Origin of the sequence: Thauera aromatica K172, assembly GCF_003030465.1 — a bacterium.
Taxonomy (GTDB): domain Bacteria; phylum Pseudomonadota; class Gammaproteobacteria; order Burkholderiales; family Rhodocyclaceae; genus Thauera; species Thauera aromatica.
The window spans coordinates 1,619,837-1,636,430 of the sequence record NZ_CP028339.1 but is presented as its reverse complement, the minus strand read 5'-3'; the positions used below and the strand labels follow the sequence as shown (position 1 = coordinate 1,636,430).

General features: G+C 69.2%; 14 protein-coding genes. 6 read left to right on the top strand and 8 right to left on the bottom strand.

Features of this window, described 5'->3' with window-relative positions; all coding sequences use genetic code 11:
• The first annotated feature begins 64 nt into the window (after window positions 1–64).
• The 3 genes from Tharo_RS07720 (at window position 65) to Tharo_RS07710 (ending at window position 1,776) form a co-directional block, all read left to right on the top strand.
• A complete protein-coding gene (locus Tharo_RS07720) occupies window positions 65–301 on the top strand; it encodes a hypothetical protein (protein WP_107220700.1) in 237 nt (78 codons plus the stop codon).
• A 1-nt stretch (window position 302) separates the two neighbouring features.
• Window positions 303–920 carry a DUF2238 domain-containing protein gene (locus tag Tharo_RS07715; protein WP_107220699.1) on the top strand — a complete coding sequence of 206 codons (618 nt, stop codon included), beginning with the start codon at window positions 303–305 and terminating at the stop codon, window positions 918–920.
• A 259-nt stretch (window positions 921–1,179) separates the two neighbouring features.
• Entirely contained in the window at window positions 1,180–1,776 is a 597-nt protein-coding gene (locus tag Tharo_RS07710; protein WP_107220698.1) for a Yip1 family protein, read from the top strand.
• 29 nt (window positions 1,777–1,805) lie between these two features.
• Here the strand turns inward: Tharo_RS07710 and Tharo_RS07705 are convergent, their stop codons facing one another.
• Window positions 1,806–4,235, bottom strand: coding sequence for a Lon protease family protein (locus tag Tharo_RS07705; protein ID WP_107220697.1), 2,430 nt, complete (start codon window positions 4,233–4,235; stop codon window positions 1,806–1,808).
• A gap of 212 nt (window positions 4,236–4,447) precedes the next feature.
• Here Tharo_RS07705 and moaA point away from each other — a divergent pair, with 212 nt between their 5' ends.
• A complete protein-coding gene (gene moaA / locus Tharo_RS07700) occupies window positions 4,448–5,527 on the top strand; it encodes a GTP 3',8-cyclase MoaA (RefSeq protein ID WP_107220696.1) in 1,080 nt (359 codons plus the stop codon).
• Between the two features lie 297 nt (window positions 5,528–5,824).
• A complete protein-coding gene (ribA, locus tag Tharo_RS07695) occupies window positions 5,825–6,982 on the top strand; it encodes a GTP cyclohydrolase II RibA (protein WP_107220695.1) in 1,158 nt (385 codons plus the stop codon).
• A 49-nt stretch (window positions 6,983–7,031) separates the two neighbouring features.
• Here the strand turns inward: ribA and Tharo_RS07690 are convergent, their stop codons facing one another.
• The 7 genes from Tharo_RS07690 to cobS all read right to left on the bottom strand — a co-directional run bounded on the left by Tharo_RS07690 (window position 7,032) and on the right by cobS (window position 15,838).
• On the bottom strand, window positions 7,032–7,313 hold the full coding sequence (locus Tharo_RS07690) for a hypothetical protein (protein ID WP_107220694.1): 282 nt from the start codon (window positions 7,311–7,313) through the stop codon (window positions 7,032–7,034).
• Window positions 7,314–7,388: 75 nt separating this feature from the next.
• Window positions 7,389–8,582 (bottom strand): DNA recombination protein RmuC, encoded by a 1,194-nt coding sequence (locus Tharo_RS07685; RefSeq protein WP_107220693.1) that lies wholly within the window; start codon window positions 8,580–8,582, stop codon window positions 7,389–7,391.
• Window positions 8,583–8,655: 73 nt separating this feature from the next.
• Window positions 8,656–11,154 (bottom strand): ABC transporter permease, encoded by a 2,499-nt coding sequence (locus Tharo_RS07680; protein WP_107220692.1) that lies wholly within the window; start codon window positions 11,152–11,154, stop codon window positions 8,656–8,658.
• A complete protein-coding gene (locus Tharo_RS07675) occupies window positions 11,154–12,338 on the bottom strand; it encodes an amidohydrolase (RefSeq protein WP_107220691.1) in 1,185 nt (394 codons plus the stop codon). The genes Tharo_RS07680 and Tharo_RS07675 overlap by 1 nt, the downstream gene beginning before the upstream one ends.
• 247 nt (window positions 12,339–12,585) lie before the next feature.
• Window positions 12,586–12,939, bottom strand: a complete 354-nt coding sequence (locus Tharo_RS07670; protein ID WP_107220690.1) for a zinc ribbon domain-containing protein YjdM — start codon at window positions 12,937–12,939, stop codon at window positions 12,586–12,588.
• Window positions 12,940–12,980: 41 nt separating this feature from the next.
• The gene (locus Tharo_RS07665; RefSeq protein ID WP_107222350.1) at window positions 12,981–14,834 is read right to left on the bottom strand and encodes a cobaltochelatase CobT-related protein; all 1,854 of its coding nucleotides are present in this window, start codon (window positions 14,832–14,834) and stop codon (window positions 12,981–12,983) included.
• A 5-nt stretch (window positions 14,835–14,839) separates the two neighbouring features.
• The gene (cobS, locus tag Tharo_RS07660) at window positions 14,840–15,838 is read right to left on the bottom strand and encodes a cobaltochelatase subunit CobS (RefSeq protein ID WP_107220689.1); all 999 of its coding nucleotides are present in this window, start codon (window positions 15,836–15,838) and stop codon (window positions 14,840–14,842) included.
• A gap of 253 nt (window positions 15,839–16,091) precedes the next feature.
• On the opposite strand from cobS, the gene Tharo_RS07655 reads away from it, so the two are divergent.
• Window positions 16,092–16,592, top strand: a complete 501-nt coding sequence (locus Tharo_RS07655; RefSeq protein ID WP_107220688.1) for a MarR family winged helix-turn-helix transcriptional regulator — start codon at window positions 16,092–16,094, stop codon at window positions 16,590–16,592.
• Window positions 16,593–16,594: the final 2 nt, after the last annotated feature.

The window sequence follows — 16,594 nt, the reverse complement described above, 5'->3', positions numbered from 1 at the left end:
GGATCGGACGGAGCCCGTTAGAATCGGGGGCCAACACAGCACCCGATGACATGGGAGGCGCTCCATGAAGTTCAGCCGAACCCAGGCGCACGCGCAGCCGATCGGCGGCAGTGGCTTAAGCTCGAGCGAGGAGATCGCCTCCCGCGCCACGCTGACCGGTCTCGGGCGCGGTACGGTGGTGTGGCCGGGCACGGCCCGCACCGGGGGCGATGACGCCGCCGGCGCGCAGCTGGCGGCGCCGACCAAGGTCATCGTCGATGCGATGGCGGCAGCCGGTGCAGTGCCCAGTGTGGTGCGCTGACATGAGCCTGCGCGTGGTCCTGCTAATCCTCGTCCTCACCGCCCTCCTCGCCTCGGGCGTCGCGCCGCACGACCGCGGCGTGTGGTGGGCGGAGGTGATGCCGGTGCTGATCGCGCTGCCGATCCTCGTCCTCACCGCCCGCCGCTTTCCGCTCACGCCGCTCACCTGCGGCCTCATCGCCTTCTTCGCGCTGATCCTGATCCTGGGCGGCACCTACACCTATGCACGCGTGCCGATCGGCTTCGTGGTACAGGACTGGTTCGATCTCGCGCGCAACCCCTACGACCGCTTCGGCCATTTCTTCCAGGGCGTGACGCCCGCCCTCCTCGGCCGCGAGCTGCTGCTGCGCACCTCGCCGCTGCGCCCGGGCAAGTGGCTGTTCGCCCTGCTTTCCCTGAGCTGCCTCGGCATCAGCGCGTTGTACGAACTGGTCGAGTGGGCCTCGGCGGTGTTCTGGGGCGGCGGCGCGGTCGAGTTCCTCGGCACCCAGGGCGACCCCTGGGATGCCCAGGCCGACATGCTGATGGCGCTGATGGGGGCGATGCTGGCACAGTGGCTGCTCGCCGGGACGCACGACCGCCAGCTTGCACGACTGCCGCGGGCGAAGCGCACGCAGTAGGCCTGCGCTCCGGACGGGCATCACGTCCACGTTGGAACGGTCGATGTGTCCGGCGTTCAGGGCGAGCGTTTCCAGGCGGTACTGGGTGGCATGGGCGGGTGCGCAGGGCTCGGCCCGGTGCGCCCGCCCATTTCTGTCGAGCGCGGCACGACACCTCCAGCGGCACGAAAACGGCGCGCGCCGGTCTACTTGATCACGGTGCGCCCGTGACTGGGCGTACCCGTGGAGGAGAAGAGAACCGCGACCCAAGGAGACGATCATGCATGTCCATGATTTTCCGAAGATGCTGTACTCGTATTCCGAAGGATGGTCAGACCTGGTCCGCATCCATCCTTCGGTGATGCGGGTCTTCCTGATGTACGTGGTGCCGATGTCGCTGATTCCGCCGGCGATGTTGCTGTACTCGATGTTCGTGACCCCCGGCGCGGTGTTTCCCGCCGCCGTCCCGGAAATCACCGCATTCGAGGCGGGCGCCGTGTTCATCGCTTTTTTTGCCGCGCAGTTGCTGATGGTGCCGCTGATGGCCAGCGTGATCCAGCAGATGGGCGACCTCGTCGGCGCGCGCCCGGATTTCCACGACGCGTTCATGCTCGCCGCGGTGGCGCCGACGCCCCTGTGGCTTTGCCCGCTGGTGCTCTTCATCCCCTCGGTGTGGGTGGCCGGCATCGCCCTAGCCGCAGCCTGGGTAGCTTCGGCGGCGCTCATCTACCACGGCATCGAGCCGCTGTTCAAGCTCGACGACCACGCCAAGTCGCGCCTGATGGGCAGCTTCGTGCTCGCCACCGGGGTCGCCGCGTGGCTCGCGCTGATGGCGGTGCTCGCCCTGCTGCTGAGCATGATCGTCGGCCTGCGGTGAAGGCTGCGCGACGGAGCGCGCACGCCTCGTCAGACGCCGTGTCGCCGGCGATGCTGGCGCGCGCCCGCCGCGCCTTCGGCCTCGGAGTACGCGTGCCGTGCCGCCGTCATCTCGGCGAGCACGGTGGCGATCTTGTGGTTGAGCGTGCCTTTCGGAATCACGCCCTTCGCATCGGGTTCGCCGGCCTCGATCCCGGTCAGCACGGTCATCGCCTCATCCACGGTTTTGACCGCGTGAATATGGAAACGCCCTTCGGCGGCCGCCTCAACCACATCCTCGCGCAGCATCAGGTGGCGCACGCTCGCGGCCGGGATCACCACGCCGTGCGAACCGTCCAGCCCGCGCGCAGTGCACAGGTCGAAGAAGCCTTCGATTTTTTCGTTGACGCCGCCGATCACCTGCACCTCGCCGAACTGGTTCACCGAACCGGTGATCGCGAAGCGCTGCTGGATCGGGATCTGGGTCAGCGCCGAGAGCAGCGCGCACAGCTCGGCCAGCGACGCGGAGTCGCCCTCGACCGGGGCGTAGGACTGCTCGAACACCAGGCTCGCCGACAACGACAGCGGCTGGTGCCGGGCATAGCGCGCGGCAAGGAAGGCCGACAGGATCAACACCCCTTTGGAATGGATGGCACCGCCGAGCTCGGTCTCGCGCTCGATGTCGACGACGTCGCCTTCGCCCATGCGCACGGTCGCGGTAATCCGCACCGGATGGCCGAAGCGCTCGGCGGCCAGCTCCACCACCACCAGGCCGTTGATCTGGCCGGCGCGCTCGCCGTCGGTGGAAATCAGCGTCGTCCCATCGAGAATGGATTCCCGCACCCGGGTGGGGTAGCGGTTGCAGCGCCGCGCGCGCGCGGCGAGCGCCGCCTCGACTTCCGCACGGCCGGTGGCGGCCAGGCCCTTCAGGCGGGCATGGTAATCGGCCTCGCGCATCAGGTCGGACAGCGCGCGGGTGTTGAGCGACAGCCGGCCGGCGTCCTCGGCCAGGCGCGAGGCCTCCTCCACCAGGCGGGCGACGCCGCTGCGCTCGATCGGCAGCAGCTTCGCCCCGCGTGCCAGCAGGGCCATCAGGCGGGCATATTCGCACTCGTTTTCCGGCGTGCGCGGCAGATCATCATCGAAATCGGCCGCAACCTTGAACAGGTCGGCGAACTCCGGGTCGTGCTCCATCAGCAGGTAATAGACGTCGCGGTCGCCGATCAGCACCACTTTCAGTGCGCTCGGCAGCGCCTGCGGCTCCAGCGTCAGCGCTCCGCTCCAGCCCTGGGCTTCGGCCGGCGGCTCGATGCGGATCTCGCCCGCGCGCAGGCAGCGCTTGAGCCCTTCCCAGGCGAAAGGCTGGGCCAGCAGGCGCTCCGCATCGAGCACCAGGTAGCCGCCATTGGCGCGATGCAACGCTCCGGCACGGATCAGGTTGAAATGGCTGACCTGGTTGCCCTGCTGCACGATGTGCTCGATGCGCCCGATCAGGTTGCCGTAGCCGGGATTGTTCTCGAACACCACCGGCGCGCCCTGCGAGGCCGAATGGTCGACCAGCAGCTTGACCTGGTAGCGATGGTAGCGGGTACTTTCCTCGGGCTCGGCGACCTCGTCTTCTTCCTCGTCGAGCATCGTGCCCTTGATCGCGCTGTCGAGCACGTCGAGCGCCACCGCATCGAGAAACGCCAGCACCTCGGGCAGGTCGACGTGGGCCTCGCGCACTCCGCGCAGCAGGTGCGACACCGCCGGCCCCAGCACTTCGTGCTCGGCGCGCTCGATCGACTCTCGCACCGCCTTGCGCCAGCCGGGAAATTCGTTGAGCAGGTCTTCCAGCTTCTCGCTCCAGGCGGTGACCCGGCCTTCGATCTCGTGCCGCTCGGCTTCCGGCAGCGCCTCGAACGCTTCCGGCGACAGCACCTCGCCGTCGCGCGTGGGCGCGAACACGAAACCTTCCGGCGTCTGCAGCAGGGAGATGCCTTCGGCCCCACAGGCCTGGCCCAGCTCGCGCAGCGCGCCTTCCTCGCGCGCCTTGTGCGCGCTCTGCAGCGCCTCGACGCGCTCGGTGTGGGCATCGCTGTCGAGTGCGGCACCCAGCGCCGGACCCAGTTCGCGGATGAAAGTCTGCATGTGCGCGCGCAGCGCAGCGCCGCGGCCGGCCGGCAACGTCAGCAGGCAAGGCTTGAGGGCCTCGTCGAAATTGTGCAGGTAGCACAGGTCGGGCGGCACCGGCTCGGTCGCGGCACGCTCGCGCAGCAGGCGGAAGGTGGTTGCATGCTTGCCGCTGCCGGTCTCGCCGAGGACGAACACGTGATAGCCGCTGTGGCCCATCGCCAGACCGAAGCGGATCGCCTCGACGGCGCGCTCCTGCCCCAGGTCGCCGGCATGGTCGGCAAGGGATTCGGTGGTATCGAAGCTGAAGCAGGCGGGGTTGCAGCGGGTACGCAGCGCCGTCGCCGGCAGCGGCACGAGTTCGGCCATGTTCGTTTTTCTCCAGGTGCCGGATCGGTCCGGAGCGCAATGATACACTGCCCACTTCCCCCGCTTCCGGCCCGCCCCTGCCCTGCCGCAGCGCCCTGCTCCAGGGGCTCGTTCGCCCGCCGCTTGCGCCGATTCCCTGCCGGCATCACGGCCCGCCTTGCACCATCCTGCCCCTGTACCGATAATCAGGGCATCCGCTTCCAATGGCTATCATGAAAGTCATCCCCATCCACGAGGCTGCCGCCCCCCTCCCTCCGCCCGATGCCGGCCCGGGCCCCGGCGCCGGAGAACTGCTGTCCGACCGCCGCGGGCGTCATGTGCGCGACCTGCGCATCTCGGTCACGGACCGCTGCAACTTCCGCTGCATCTACTGCATGCCGCGCGAAGTGTTCGGCGACGACCACGCCTTCCTGCCCCGGCGCGAACTGTTGAGCTTCGAGGAAATCCTGCGCGTGGCGCGCCTGTTCGTCGCCCACGGCGTGAGGAAGATCCGCATCACCGGCGGCGAGCCGCTGCTGCGCAAGGACATCGAGCGCCTGATCGGCATGCTGGCGAAGCTCGACGGCGTCGAGATCACCCTCACCACCAACGGCGTGCTGCTGCCCAGGCTCGCCCAGCGCCTCAAGGACGCCGGCCTGCACCGGGTCACGGTGAGCCTCGATGCGCTCGACGACGCCTTGTTCCGGCGCATGAACGACGCCGACTACCCGGTGGAAAAAGTGCTCGAAGGCATCGAGGCGGCACGGGTCGCCGGGCTCGGACCGATCAAGATCAACATGGTGGTCAAGCGCGGCACCAACGACAGCGACATCGAGGCGATGGCCGGCCACTTCCGCCACAGCGGCCATATCCTGCGCTTCATCGAGTTCATGGACGTGGGCGCCTCCAACGGCTGGAAGATGGACGAAGTCCTGCCCTCGCGCGAAGTCATCGCCCGCATCGATCGCTTGTTCCCGCTCGAAGCGATCGATCCCAACTACGCAGGCGAAGTCGCCGAACGCTGGCGCTACAAGGACGGCGGCGGCGAGGTCGGCGTGATTTCCTCGGTGACCCAGGCGTTCTGCTCGAGCTGCACCCGCATCCGCCTGTCCACCGAAGGCAAGCTGTACACCTGTCTGTTCGCCCACGCCGGCCACGACCTGCGCGCCCTGCTGCGCCAGGGGGCCGACGACGCCACGCTCGACGCCGCGATCGCCGGCGTGTGGCAGCGGCGCGAAGACCGCTATTCGGAACTGCGCACCGCGGAAACCGCCGCCCTGCGCAAGATCGAAATGTCCTACATCGGCGGCTGAGCCGGCGCCGGCCCGGGCAGGCGCCACGGCACGAGCGCAGGGCGGCAGCTTCAATCCGCAGCCGCCACCCTCACGCCCCCCTCGCCGGCGCCCGCCCCTTGCCGCGGGCAAGGCGCGCCCGCCGCGCGGCCGGCCGCTTGCAGAATGCGCCCTCCGCCCCAATCTGTTAAAAGCGATTCAACCCACCCACAATCGCCCACAATCAATATCGAGCCCCACTCGATCCCACCCGATCCGGCCCGCCCTGACCCGCCCCGCTCGAACGGCAGGCCCGACCATCCGAACGGAGAACAAGCAATGCGCCAAGCCGAGCGTGCAATTTTCGACCTGCGACGCGGCCTTCCCATTCTGTTGCGCGACACCGACCGCAGCGTCCTCGTCCAGGCGGTCGAAGGTCTGAGCGACGACGCCCTCGCCGCGCTCCAGGCACTTGCCGGGTCGACCGCACAGCTGGTGCTCAGCCGCCACCGCATGGCCGCTCTGGGGCGGACGGTAGACGGCGACGCTCAGGCGCTCGCCTTCGAATCCCTGCCCGCGTGCGAGGCGCTGCGCGAGCTGGCGTGGACACGCGGTGCCCGCCTGCCTGCGGCATCCACGGCGAGACCGGCGGAGCGCTGCGAGGACGCCGCAGTCCGCCTGCTCGCCCGCGCCCAGCTGGTGCCGGCAGCGATCGCCTGCCCGGTTTTGCCGGCACGGGCGGCGGCGGCCGCCGCTGAAGTCGCCGACGGCACGCTGCTCGCGGTCGATGTCAGCGAAGCCTTGCGCCTGTGCCAGAGCGGCTCCGGTCAGCTCACGCGGGTGAGCGAAGCGCGTGTGCCGCTGTCCGAGGCTGACGACAGCCGCTTCATTCTCTTTCGCGAAGCCGACGGCATGCACGAGCATGTCGCCATCGTCATCGGCGAGCGCGCACGATGGCCGGATGCGGTACCGGTGCGCCTGCATTCGTCCTGTCTGACCGGCGACCTCTTCGGCAGCCTGCGCTGCGACTGCGGCGAACAGCTGCGCCGCGGAGTGGCCGCGATCCGTGCCCAGGGCGGCGGCGTCCTGCTGTATCTGACCCAGGAGGGGCGCGGCATCGGCCTCGCCAACAAGCTGCGCGCCTACGGTCTGCAGGACGAAGGACTGGACACCATCGACGCCGACCAGGTGATCGGCTTTTCCAAGGACGAGCGCACCTACCGCGTCGCCCACGAGATGCTCGAAGCACTCGGCATCCCCAAGGTGCTGCTGCTGACCAACAACCCGGGCAAGGTCGAGGCGCTCCAGCGCGCCGGCATCAACGTCGTCGCCCGCCAGGCGATCTACGGCGCAGTGACGGCGCAGAACCAGCGCTATCTGCACACCAAGGCCAACCGCCACGGCCACTGGCTGCACGACCTGCTCAACGAGCAGGGCGAACCGGCCTCCGACGAACCCGAACGCCTCCCCGCCCCCGGCCGGGCACCAAGCCCCTGAACCGTACCCCGGCAAGGGCTGCCGGAGACGGAACCGGGCCGTGGCGGAGCTACTCGGCGGCCGGGCGGACGAAGCGGTAGAGCAGCGTCCGGCACTTGCCGCAGGACACGATCCGGCGCTCGTCCCCGCCGTGAGTCAGCCCCTGGTCCTCGAGTTCGGTCGCGCCGCAGGCGATGCAGCGCGCGTCGGACTGCGCATGGGCCTGGAGATAGGCGCCGCGTTCGGGCAGGTTCCGCTTCTGCTGCTCGATGCGGTGGAACTTGCGCAGGATCAGCCACATGGTGAAGAACACCAGCATGATGAAGAGGATCGGGAAGGGAATCGAAGACATGGGGCGAAAGCCTGGCTCGAGAGTCTGAATGGTTCGCACGATACAGGGAGGGAGGCCGCGGCTCCCTGTTCGCGATCAAGTTCGCGGCCGCTCCTCGACATCGGGCACGTCGAGTTCATCGAGCTGCGCCGACTCGATCTTGTGGAAGTGGGCGCTGATCTTGCGGCTGGAAGTGTGCACGTCCTGCACGTCGCGGCTGGCCTGCTCGATATGGCGGGCAAGCGCGGCCATGCGTTCGTCGAAACGCTGGAAATCCTTCGCCAGTCTGGCGAGCGCATCCTGGATGACGTGGATCTGCTTGCGCGTCTCGACGTCCTTGAGCACCGCGCGCGCGGTGTTGAGCACCGCCATCAACGTCGTCGGCGACACGATCCACACCCGCTTGTGCTGGGCGTAGGCGACGACCTCCGGGTGGTAAGCGTGGATTTCGGCGAACACCGCCTCGGCCGGCAGGAACAGCACCGCACCGTCGGAGGTCGTGCCGGGGAGGATGTACTTGCCCGCGATCGCATCGACGTGGCGCTTGACGTCGGCACGGAACGCCTGCTGCGCGCTCCGGCGGTCGAGCTCGGCGGCATCGGCGTCGAACATGCGATGGTAGTTTTCCAGCGGGAACTTCGCATCCACCGCCACCTTGCCGGTCGGCGCCGGCAGCGTCAGCAGGCAATCGACGCGGGTGCCGTTGGGCAGCATCTGCTGGAAGGCATAGGCATCGGGCGGCAAGGCGTTGTGCACCAGAGCCTCGAGCTGGACTTCGCCGAAGGCGCCGCGCGCCCGTTTGTCGCCGAGCAGTTCCTGTAGGCTGACGACGTTGGTGGTCAGTCCATCGATCTTCTTCTGCGCCTCATCGATCGTCGCCAGCCGCGCCATCACGCTGGCGAAGGTCTCGTTGGTCTTGCGAAAACCTTCGTCGAGGCGCTGATTCACCTGCCCGGACAGGGTGTCCAGACGTCCGTCCACGCTCTGGGTCAGCGCCTGCATGCCGCGCGACAGCTGCAGCGACGCCGCGCTCAGTCCGCGCTGCAGCAGATCACGGTCGGCGCGCGCATGTTCGCCGATGCGGTCGGTCTGGCGCGCGAGACCTTCGTGCAGGTCGCGCAGGATTTCACGGTGCTGGGCCGCCAGCCGGTCATCGAGCTGCTCGGACAGCACCTCCGCCAGGCGCTGCTGCAGGCCGCGCTCGTGGGCGAAGCTGCGCAGCAACAGCCAAGCCGCCAGCAGCACCGCCGCGCCGAGCAGGGCGGCGAAAATCATTTCAGTCTGAGTCATCGAAGCAGCTTCTGGAGTTGCGGGGGCTACGGTTGGACGGCATAGGATCGGACGGCACTTTCGTGCGCAGGCTTCAGCCGAGTGCCCGCAGGCTCGCCAGCGGCGGACGCGACAGGAGCTTGCGCGTGCCCAGCCAGCCTCCGCCGACCACGCCGGCGGCACCGCACAGCGCAGCGATCAAGACCGGCCCCGGCGCGGGGAGATACGGCATCTTGAAGACCTGCTCGGCCAGCACCCAGCCGATCGCGCTCGCACCGAGGCCGGCCAGCCCCCCGGCGACGCCGCCGAGGACGAGGAACTCCGCGAGCAGCGCCTGGCGCACCTGGCGGTTGCGTGCGCCCAAGGTGCGCAGCATGGCAAGCTCGTATTCACGCTCGTCGTGGGTAGCCTGCAAGGCCGAGTACAGCACGACCAGGCCGGCGAACACGGCGAACCCGAACACGAACTGGACGACCACGATCAGCTTGTCGGTGATCGACTGCACCTGGGCCAGCACCGCGGCGACATCGATGACAGTGAGGTTGGGAAAGCGCTCGATCAAGCGGGTGGTGAAGCCGTGGGCCGAAGGCGGCAGGTGGAAGCTGGTGATCAGGCTCGCCGGTTGCTCTTCGAGCAGGCCCGGCGCGGCGATGAAGAAGAAGTTCACCCGCATCGAATCCCAGTCGAGGCGGCGCACGCTGGTGAGCGGCGCCTCGATCCGCGTTCCGCCGATGTCGAAGGCCACCCGATCGCCCACTTCCAGGCCAAACGTCTGCGCCAGCCCTTTTTCCACCGAGAACTGCGGCACACGCTCAGCGCCGTGCCAGCGCCCCGCCTCCACCGCATTGCCGGCGGGCAGTTCGGCGGCGTAGGACAGGTTGAACTCGCGCTCGGCCAGGCGGCGGGTGCGCGGATTGTCGAAGGCGTCCGGGTCGACCGGGCGGCCGTTGATCGCCACCATGCGGCCGCGGATCATCGGCTGGATCTCCGGCGCCGGCAGCCCTTCGGCGACGAACAGCTCGCCGACTGCAGCCCGCTGGGCAGGCTGGATATTGATGACGAAGCGGTTGGGGGCGTCGGCCGGAGCCATCCGCCGCCAGTTGTCGAGGAGGTCGGCACGGACCAGGGTCAGCAGCAACAGGGCGGTCATGCCCAGGCCGAGCGCCACCACCTGGATCACGCTGGCACTCATGCGCCGGCCGAGCGCAGCCACCCCGTAGCGCCAGCCCCCGCCGCGCAGACTGCCCTCGCCCTTGAGCCGGCCGGCCAGCCACAACACGCCCCACGCCGCCAGCGCGAACACGCCGAGCGCCGCCACGAAGCCCGCCGCGACCATCGCCCCGAGGCGCGCATCGGCCGCGATCCAGAACACCAGGCCGAGCAGCGCGGCCAGCCCCAGCGCCCAGGCGGTGCCGGAGACCGGCTCGGTGAACGCGAACTCGCGACGCAATACGCGCAGCGTGCTGACCCGCCCCAGGCGCAGCAGCTGCGGCAGCACGAACCCGGCGAGCAAGGCCATGCCCACCGCCAGCCCATGCGCCAGCGGCAGCCACGAGGGCGCGGGCAGTTCGGTCGCCAGAAGCTCGCGCAATCCCCCCGCCAGCCCCCACTGCACCGCCCAGCCGAGCGCCGAACCGGCCGCCGCCGCGGCCACGCCGAACAGCACGAATTCGCCGACCACGATCCCCAGCACCTGGGCCTGGCGCGCACCGAGCACCCGCATCACCGCACAGCCGTCGAGGTGGCGGGCCATGAAACGGCGCGCCGACAGCCCCACCGCGACCGCGGCCAGAATCACCGCGAGCAGCGCCGCCAGGCGCAGGAAGCGCTGTGCCTGGTCGAGCGCGGCGCGCACTTCGGGGCGGGCGTCATCGACCCCCTCCACCGCCTGCCCCCGCTCCAGACGGGCGCGCGCCCAGCGCTCGTAGGCCGCCACCGCTGCCGCCGCTCCGGCCACATGCAAGCGCCAGGTGGCCCGGCTGCCTTCGGCGATCAGGCCGGTGGCCTCCAGATCCTCGAGGTTGAAAACCGCTCTCGGCAGCAGGCTGAAGAAGTTGGCTCCGCGGTCGGATTCGAAACCGATCATCGCCCCGACGCGGAACTGGAGTTCGCCGAGCCCGATGGACTGCCCGGTCTCGACTCCGAGTTCGGCGAACAGGCGCTCGTCGAGCCACACCTCACCGCGCTCGGGCACGCGTCCGGCGGCGGCGTCGGCCTGATTCGGCCCTGGCGCGATGCGGATCGTACCGCGCAGCGGGTAGCCCGCTTCCACCACTTTCACGCCCGTCAGCGCAACCGTTTCCGCGGTTCCCGCCATGCTCGTGAACAACACCGTGGTCGCGGTCTGCAGGCCGCGCGCACGCGCCTCTTCGCCAAAGTGCGCCGGCCAGGGACGATCGGCACGCAGCAGCAAATCGCCACCGAGCAGCTGGTTGGCCTCGCGGTCGAGCGCACGGCCGACGCGATCGGCGAGAAAGCCGACGCTGGTCAGGCTCGCCACCGCAATCACGATCGCCAGCCCGAGCAGGTGCAGCTCGCCGCTACGCAGGTCGCGCAGCATCATCCGCCAGGCCAGGCGCAGGTTCCGCATCATCACCCCCGGCCCCGCTCCGCCGGGGCGAGCAGCGTGCGCACCAGTTCACACCAGTAGGCCGCGCCCACGCTCAGGATCTCGTCGTTGAAGTCGTAGTTCGGATTGTGCAGCGTGCACCCGCCCGCCCCGGGGCCGTTGCCGATCCACACATAGGCGCCCGGCTTGTGCTCGAGGTAGTAGGCGAAATCCTCCGCCCCCATGCTCGGCCGGCCATCGACTGCTACCCGCCCGGCGCCCGCGACCGCGCGCGCGGCCTCGGCGCAGGACGCCGCCTCGGGCGCGGTGTTGAGTGTCGGCGGGTACCCCCGGCGGTAGCCGAAATCGAGCTGCACGCCGTGGCTGGCGGCGACTCCTTCGGCGACCTGGCGCAGCCCCTGCTCCAGCATGTCGCGCACTTCGGCGGAGAAGGTGCGCACCGTGCCGCACAGTTCGGCACGGTCGGGAATCGCGTTATAGGCCTCGCCGGCATGAAAGCGGGTCACCGACACCACCGCCGCATCGATCGGGTCCACGCGGCGGCTGACCAGGGCCTGCACCGCCTGCACGAAAGCCGCCCCCGCCAGCAGCGGGTCCGCGCCCAGGTGCGGCATCGCCGCGTGCGCACCGACGCCGGTGAAACAGACGTCGAAACGATCGGCGCTGGCCATCACCGGACCGCTGTGGACGGCGAAGCTGCCGGCTTCCATGCCCGGCCAGTTGTGCATGCCGAACACCGCCTCCATCGGGAAGCGCTCGAACAGGCCGTCGGCGATCATCGCCGCTGCCCCGCCCTCGCCCTCCTCGGCAGGCTGGAAGATCAGATACACGGTGCCGTCGAAATCACGCCGCGCCGCCAGCGCCTCGGCCGCACCGAGCAGCATCGTGGTGTGTCCGTCATGGCCGCAGGCGTGCATGCAGCCGTGGACGGTGGACGCGTGGGCGAAGGTGTTGCGCTCGGTGATCGCCAGCGCGTCCATGTCGGCGCGCAGGCCGATCGCGCGCAAGCCGCGTCCGCCGCGAACGACGCCGACGACGCCGGTGCCGCCGATGCCGCAATGGGTCTCGATCCCCAGTTGCTGCAGATGGCGGGCGACGAGTTCGGCCGTGCGATGCTCCTTGAACGCCAGCTCGGGATGGGCATGGAGGTCGCGCCGGATGGCGGTGAGTTTGCCGTGCAGGGGCCGGACGGCTTCGAGGACGCTCATGGCTGCACCGTGTGGTCGGGTTCTGTGCGGGGGAGGTCGAGTGTATTACAGGGACGGACACGGACGGCAGCCGGCTCGTGCTTTACCCGCACCAATCGGCCGCTGCCGGTGTGAAAGCCCCGCTTCGCCCGAAGTTCCCGCCTCGCGGCAGCTGCCGCCCGGCGCGACCGGGCCGGCGCTTTGCAGCGCCGTCTGCCCGCGCAGCCCCTCCCCTTCCCGGCCGGTCGGCCGGGAAGGGGCTTCGCCTTCAGCTCTTCTTCACGAATGCCGACTTCAGCTTCATCGCGCCGATGCCGTCGATCTTGCAGTCGATGTCGTGATCGCCGTCGACCAGGCGGATGTTCCTGACCTTGGTCCCCACCTTCACCACCAGCGACGAACCTTTGACTTTCAGGTCCTTGATCACGGTGACGCTGTCGCCGTCCTCCAGCACGTTGCCGTTGGCATCACGGAACTCGCGCCCGGCCTCGTGTCCGTCGTCCTCTGCGCCTTCGGCTGCGGTTTTCGGCCATTCGTGCGCGCATTCGGGGCAGACGTACATCGCGCCGTCCTCGTAGGTGTATTCGGAACTGCACGCGGGGCATTTCGGCAAACTGCTCATCGGGTTTCCTTGTAGTTGTGTGAATCGGGCCAGTCACGGCCTCAGCGCGCCCTCCGCCCACGGGCGGGCGCGGACGGTCGCGGGCGCCGCACCTCTTCCTCGAACAGCGCCGACAGCTGTTCGAGCATCACGCCCGCCAGCGCGTCGGCATCGTCGATGGTGACGGCGCGGCAATAATAACGGCTTACGTCGTGGCCGATGCCGATCGCGACCAGTTCGACCGGGGAGCGCTGCTCGATCCAGGCGATCACGTCGCGCAGGTGCTGCGCCAGATAGTGCCCCGGGTTGGCCGACAAGGTCGAATCGTCGGCCGGTTCCCCGTCCGAAATCACCACCAGAATGCGCCGGCGCTCGGGGCGGGCGATGAGGCGGCGATGCGCCCAGAGCAGGGACTCGCCGTCGATGTTCTCTTTCGGCAGGCCTTCGCGCAGCATCAGGCCGAGGTTCTTGCGCGCACGCCGCCAGGGGGTGTCAGCCGCCTTGTAGAGGATGTGGCAAAGATCGTTGAGCCGCCCCGGGGCGGCCGGCTCGCCGTCGCGCCGCCATTGCTCCCGCGCCTGCCCCCCCTTCCAGGCGCGCGTCGTGAACCCGAGGATTTCGACCTTGATGCCGCAGCGCTCGAGGGTGCGCGCCAGCAGGTCGGCGCTCATCGCCGCCACCGTGATCGGACGGCCGCGCATCGAAGCGGAGTTGTCGATCAGCAGGCTGACCGCGGTGTCGCGGAAATCGGAATCCTTTTCGAGCTTGAAGGACAGGCCGTGATCCGGGCTGACGACGATGCGGTCGAGGCGGCCGGTGTCGAGCAAGCCTTCTTCGAGGTCGAACGCCCAGTCCCGCATCTGCCTCGCCAGCAGGCGGCGCTGCAGGCGGTTGGCGAGGCGGCCGACGAGGTGCTGGAAATGCACCAGTTCGCGGTCGAGCTGGCGGCGCAGCCGGTGCAGTTCGCCGGCCTCGCACAGGTCTTCGGCATCCACGGTCTGGTCGAAGGCGGTGGTGTAGGGATGATAGGCCTGCCCCCCCGGCAACGCCGGCTCCTGCCGGCGCGAAGCGGCCGCGCCGGTGTCTCCCACCCCGCGCTCGGGCGAGGCCAACGCGTCGGCGGCCGCGCCCGGCAGGCCCGCGGCCTGGCCGGCGCTCACCCGGCGCTGCGGGCTGTCGCCATGCGGTGCAGCGTCCCCTGCCCCGTGGCACTGCTCCGGAGCCTCTTCGGGGGGCGTTTCGTCCTGCCGCTGGCCGAGCTTGCGCTCGTCCTCCGGTTCGCCGCTGCCGCCGTCCAGTTCCAGCGCCGCGACCAGCGCGTTCAAGCCGGCGGCGAAAGCCTCCTCGTCGTGCAGGCGCCCGCCGAGCGCCTCGAGGGCGCGCCCGGCCCTGGCCTCGACAAAGGGTCGCCACAGCTCGGCCATGTTCCGCGCCGCGGGCGGCGGCGGTGTGCCGCCGAAGCGTTCGCGGGCCAGAACGTACAGTGCTTCGGCCAGCGGCACCTGCGCCCGGCTCGTCGCCCGGTCGAATTTCCTCGCCCGGCAGTGCTGCTCGATCAGGGCCGAGAGGTTGGCGGAGACGCCGGCCATCCGGCGCCCGCCCAGGGCTTCGACGCGCGCCTGCTCGATGGCGTCATAGACGGCGCGCGCCTCTTCGCCGACCGGCATCGTCCGCGCATGGAGGCGCGCATCGTGATAGCGCAGACGCAAGGCCTGGGCATCGGCCTGCCCGCGCAGGCGCGCGATGTCGTCCGCAGTGACGCAGTGCTGTGCGAGCTCGGTCAGGCGGCCGCACGCCCCCGCCGGGTCGGCGGCGGCCGGTCCGGCGATGGCGCGAAAGGCGCTGACAACTGCCCTTGCAAAGGCGCCCGGCGGCGCTTCGGGCGCGCGTTCCGGGCGGGTGCGCGTGTTCGCCATCGACACTAGGCCGCGGCCGAGGGCGTCCGCGGGTCGATCAGCTCTTCACCGAAACAGCGCTGGTAATACTCGGCCACCGCGGCGCGCTCGACATCGTCGCACTTGTTCAGGAACGTGACCCGGAAAGCGAAGCGGATGTCCTTGAAGATCAGCGTGTTTTCGGCCCAGGTCAGCACCGTGCGCGGCGACATGACGGTGGAGAGGTCGCCGTTGATGAAGCCGCTGCGGGTGAGATCGGCCAGCATCACCATCGCGCCGACCCGCTCCCGCCCTTCCGGGGTGTCGTAGGCGGGCATCTTGGCGAGGACGATCCCCACTTCGGCGTCGTGCTCGAGATAGTTCAGGGTGGCGACGATGTTCCAGCGATCCATCTGCGCCTGGTTGATCTGCTGGGTGCCATGGTAGAGGCCGGTGGTATCGCCCAGACCGATGGTGTTGGCGGTGGCGAACAGGCGGAACGCGGGATGCGGATGGATCACCCGCGACTGGTCGAGCAAGGTGAGCCGGCCCTCGACTTCGAGCACGCGCTGGATCACGAACATCACGTCGGGGCGGCCGGCGTCGTATTCGTCGAACACGAGGGCGCAGGGATGCTGCAGCGCCCACGGCAGGATGCCTTCGCGGAATTCGGTCACCTGCTTGCCGTCGCGCAGGACGATCGCGTCCTTGCCGATCAGGTCGATGCGGCTCACATGGCTGTCGAGATTGATGCGCACGCACGGCCAGTTCAGGCGCGCCGCCACCTGCTCGATATGGGTCGATTTTCCGGTGCCGTGATAGCCCTGGATCATGACCCGCCGGTTGTAGGCGAAGCCGGCGAGGATGGCCAGCGCGGTGTCGTGGTCGAAGCGGTAAGTGTCGTCGCGTTGCGGCACATGCTCGCTGCCCTGGCTGAAGGCCGGCACCAGCATGTCGGTGTCGAGCCCGAAAACCTGGCGCACCGACAGTTCGCAGTCGGGCAGGGTCGGAAGGTAGTCGGGAGCCTGGCGCTCGGTCTCGGTCATGGGTCTGTTCCGGTTGGCGGGAGGCGGCCGGCGGCAGGCCCCCTCCGGTGGCGAATTCAGGCGGCCTCTCGCCCAGGCCGGGGTCCGGCCGCGTCCGGATGGGGCGGACAGCGAGGGTGAGGCGCCCCGCGGATTCTCCGGCCATCCCGCCAGTTTGAAAAGAGGGCAATAAAATCGTTGGTCACACAAACAATTCGATTGCCAATTTTGTTGCCCTGGTTAACAATCTGCGCACCGTCATCGAGAGGATTCCATGCGCAAACACCGGGGCAAACCAGCCAACTCCGATCTGGCCGAGCTGGTCCATGGCTCCATGGCCGGCGAGCTGGGTTTTCACCTGCGCCGCGGGCAGATCGCCGCGTTCAGGCAGTTCGCCCGGACCATCACCACCACCGAGGGCGTCACCCCAGGTCTTTACGGGATGCTGCAGGTGATCGCCAACAACCCCGGGCTGAGCCAGAGCGCCCTCGCGGTGGCGATGGACGTGGATCGCTCCTCGATCGTCAAGGTCGTGAACCAGCTCGAGGAGAAAGGGCTGATCGTCCGGGACACCTCCCCGACCGACCGCCGACGCTACTGCCTGCACATGACCCCACCCGGCGTGCAGGCGCTGGCGCGCATCGAGCAGGCCGTGATGCGGCAGGATCAGGATTTTTCGGCCCGACTCAGCGATGCCGAGCGCGGCACGCTGATCGGTCTGCTGAAACGGCTTTACCGACAAGATAGTGAAACCCCGGCCAACGTGCGGGAATAGGA

Bases quoted from the DNA above. Each gene is read 5' to 3' on its own strand.
- Tharo_RS07720 (WP_107220700.1), top strand. From the start codon at position 65: ATGAAGTTCAGCCGAACCCAGGCGCACGCGCAGCCGATCGGCGGCAGT.
- Tharo_RS07715 (WP_107220699.1), top strand. From the start codon at position 303: ATGAGCCTGCGCGTGGTCCTGCTAATCCTCGTCCTCACCGCCCTCCTC.
- Tharo_RS07710 (WP_107220698.1), top strand. From the start codon at position 1,180: ATGCATGTCCATGATTTTCCGAAGATGCTGTACTCGTATTCCGAAGGA.
- Tharo_RS07705 (WP_107220697.1), bottom strand. From the start codon at position 4,235: ATGGCCGAACTCGTGCCGCTGCCGGCGACGGCGCTGCGTACCCGCTGC.
- moaA (WP_107220696.1), top strand. From the start codon at position 4,448: ATGAAAGTCATCCCCATCCACGAGGCTGCCGCCCCCCTCCCTCCGCCC.
- ribA (WP_107220695.1), top strand. From the start codon at position 5,825: ATGCGCCAAGCCGAGCGTGCAATTTTCGACCTGCGACGCGGCCTTCCC.
- Tharo_RS07690 (WP_107220694.1), bottom strand. From the start codon at position 7,313: ATGTCTTCGATTCCCTTCCCGATCCTCTTCATCATGCTGGTGTTCTTC.
- Tharo_RS07685 (WP_107220693.1), bottom strand. From the start codon at position 8,582: ATGACTCAGACTGAAATGATTTTCGCCGCCCTGCTCGGCGCGGCGGTG.
- Tharo_RS07680 (WP_107220692.1), bottom strand. From the start codon at position 11,154: ATGATGCGGAACCTGCGCCTGGCCTGGCGGATGATGCTGCGCGACCTG.
- Tharo_RS07675 (WP_107220691.1), bottom strand. From the start codon at position 12,338: ATGAGCGTCCTCGAAGCCGTCCGGCCCCTGCACGGCAAACTCACCGCC.
- Tharo_RS07670 (WP_107220690.1), bottom strand. From the start codon at position 12,939: ATGAGCAGTTTGCCGAAATGCCCCGCGTGCAGTTCCGAATACACCTAC.
- Tharo_RS07665 (WP_107222350.1), bottom strand. From the start codon at position 14,834: ATGGCGAACACGCGCACCCGCCCGGAACGCGCGCCCGAAGCGCCGCCG.
- cobS (WP_107220689.1), bottom strand. From the start codon at position 15,838: ATGACCGAGACCGAGCGCCAGGCTCCCGACTACCTTCCGACCCTGCCC.
- Tharo_RS07655 (WP_107220688.1), top strand. From the start codon at position 16,092: ATGCGCAAACACCGGGGCAAACCAGCCAACTCCGATCTGGCCGAGCTG.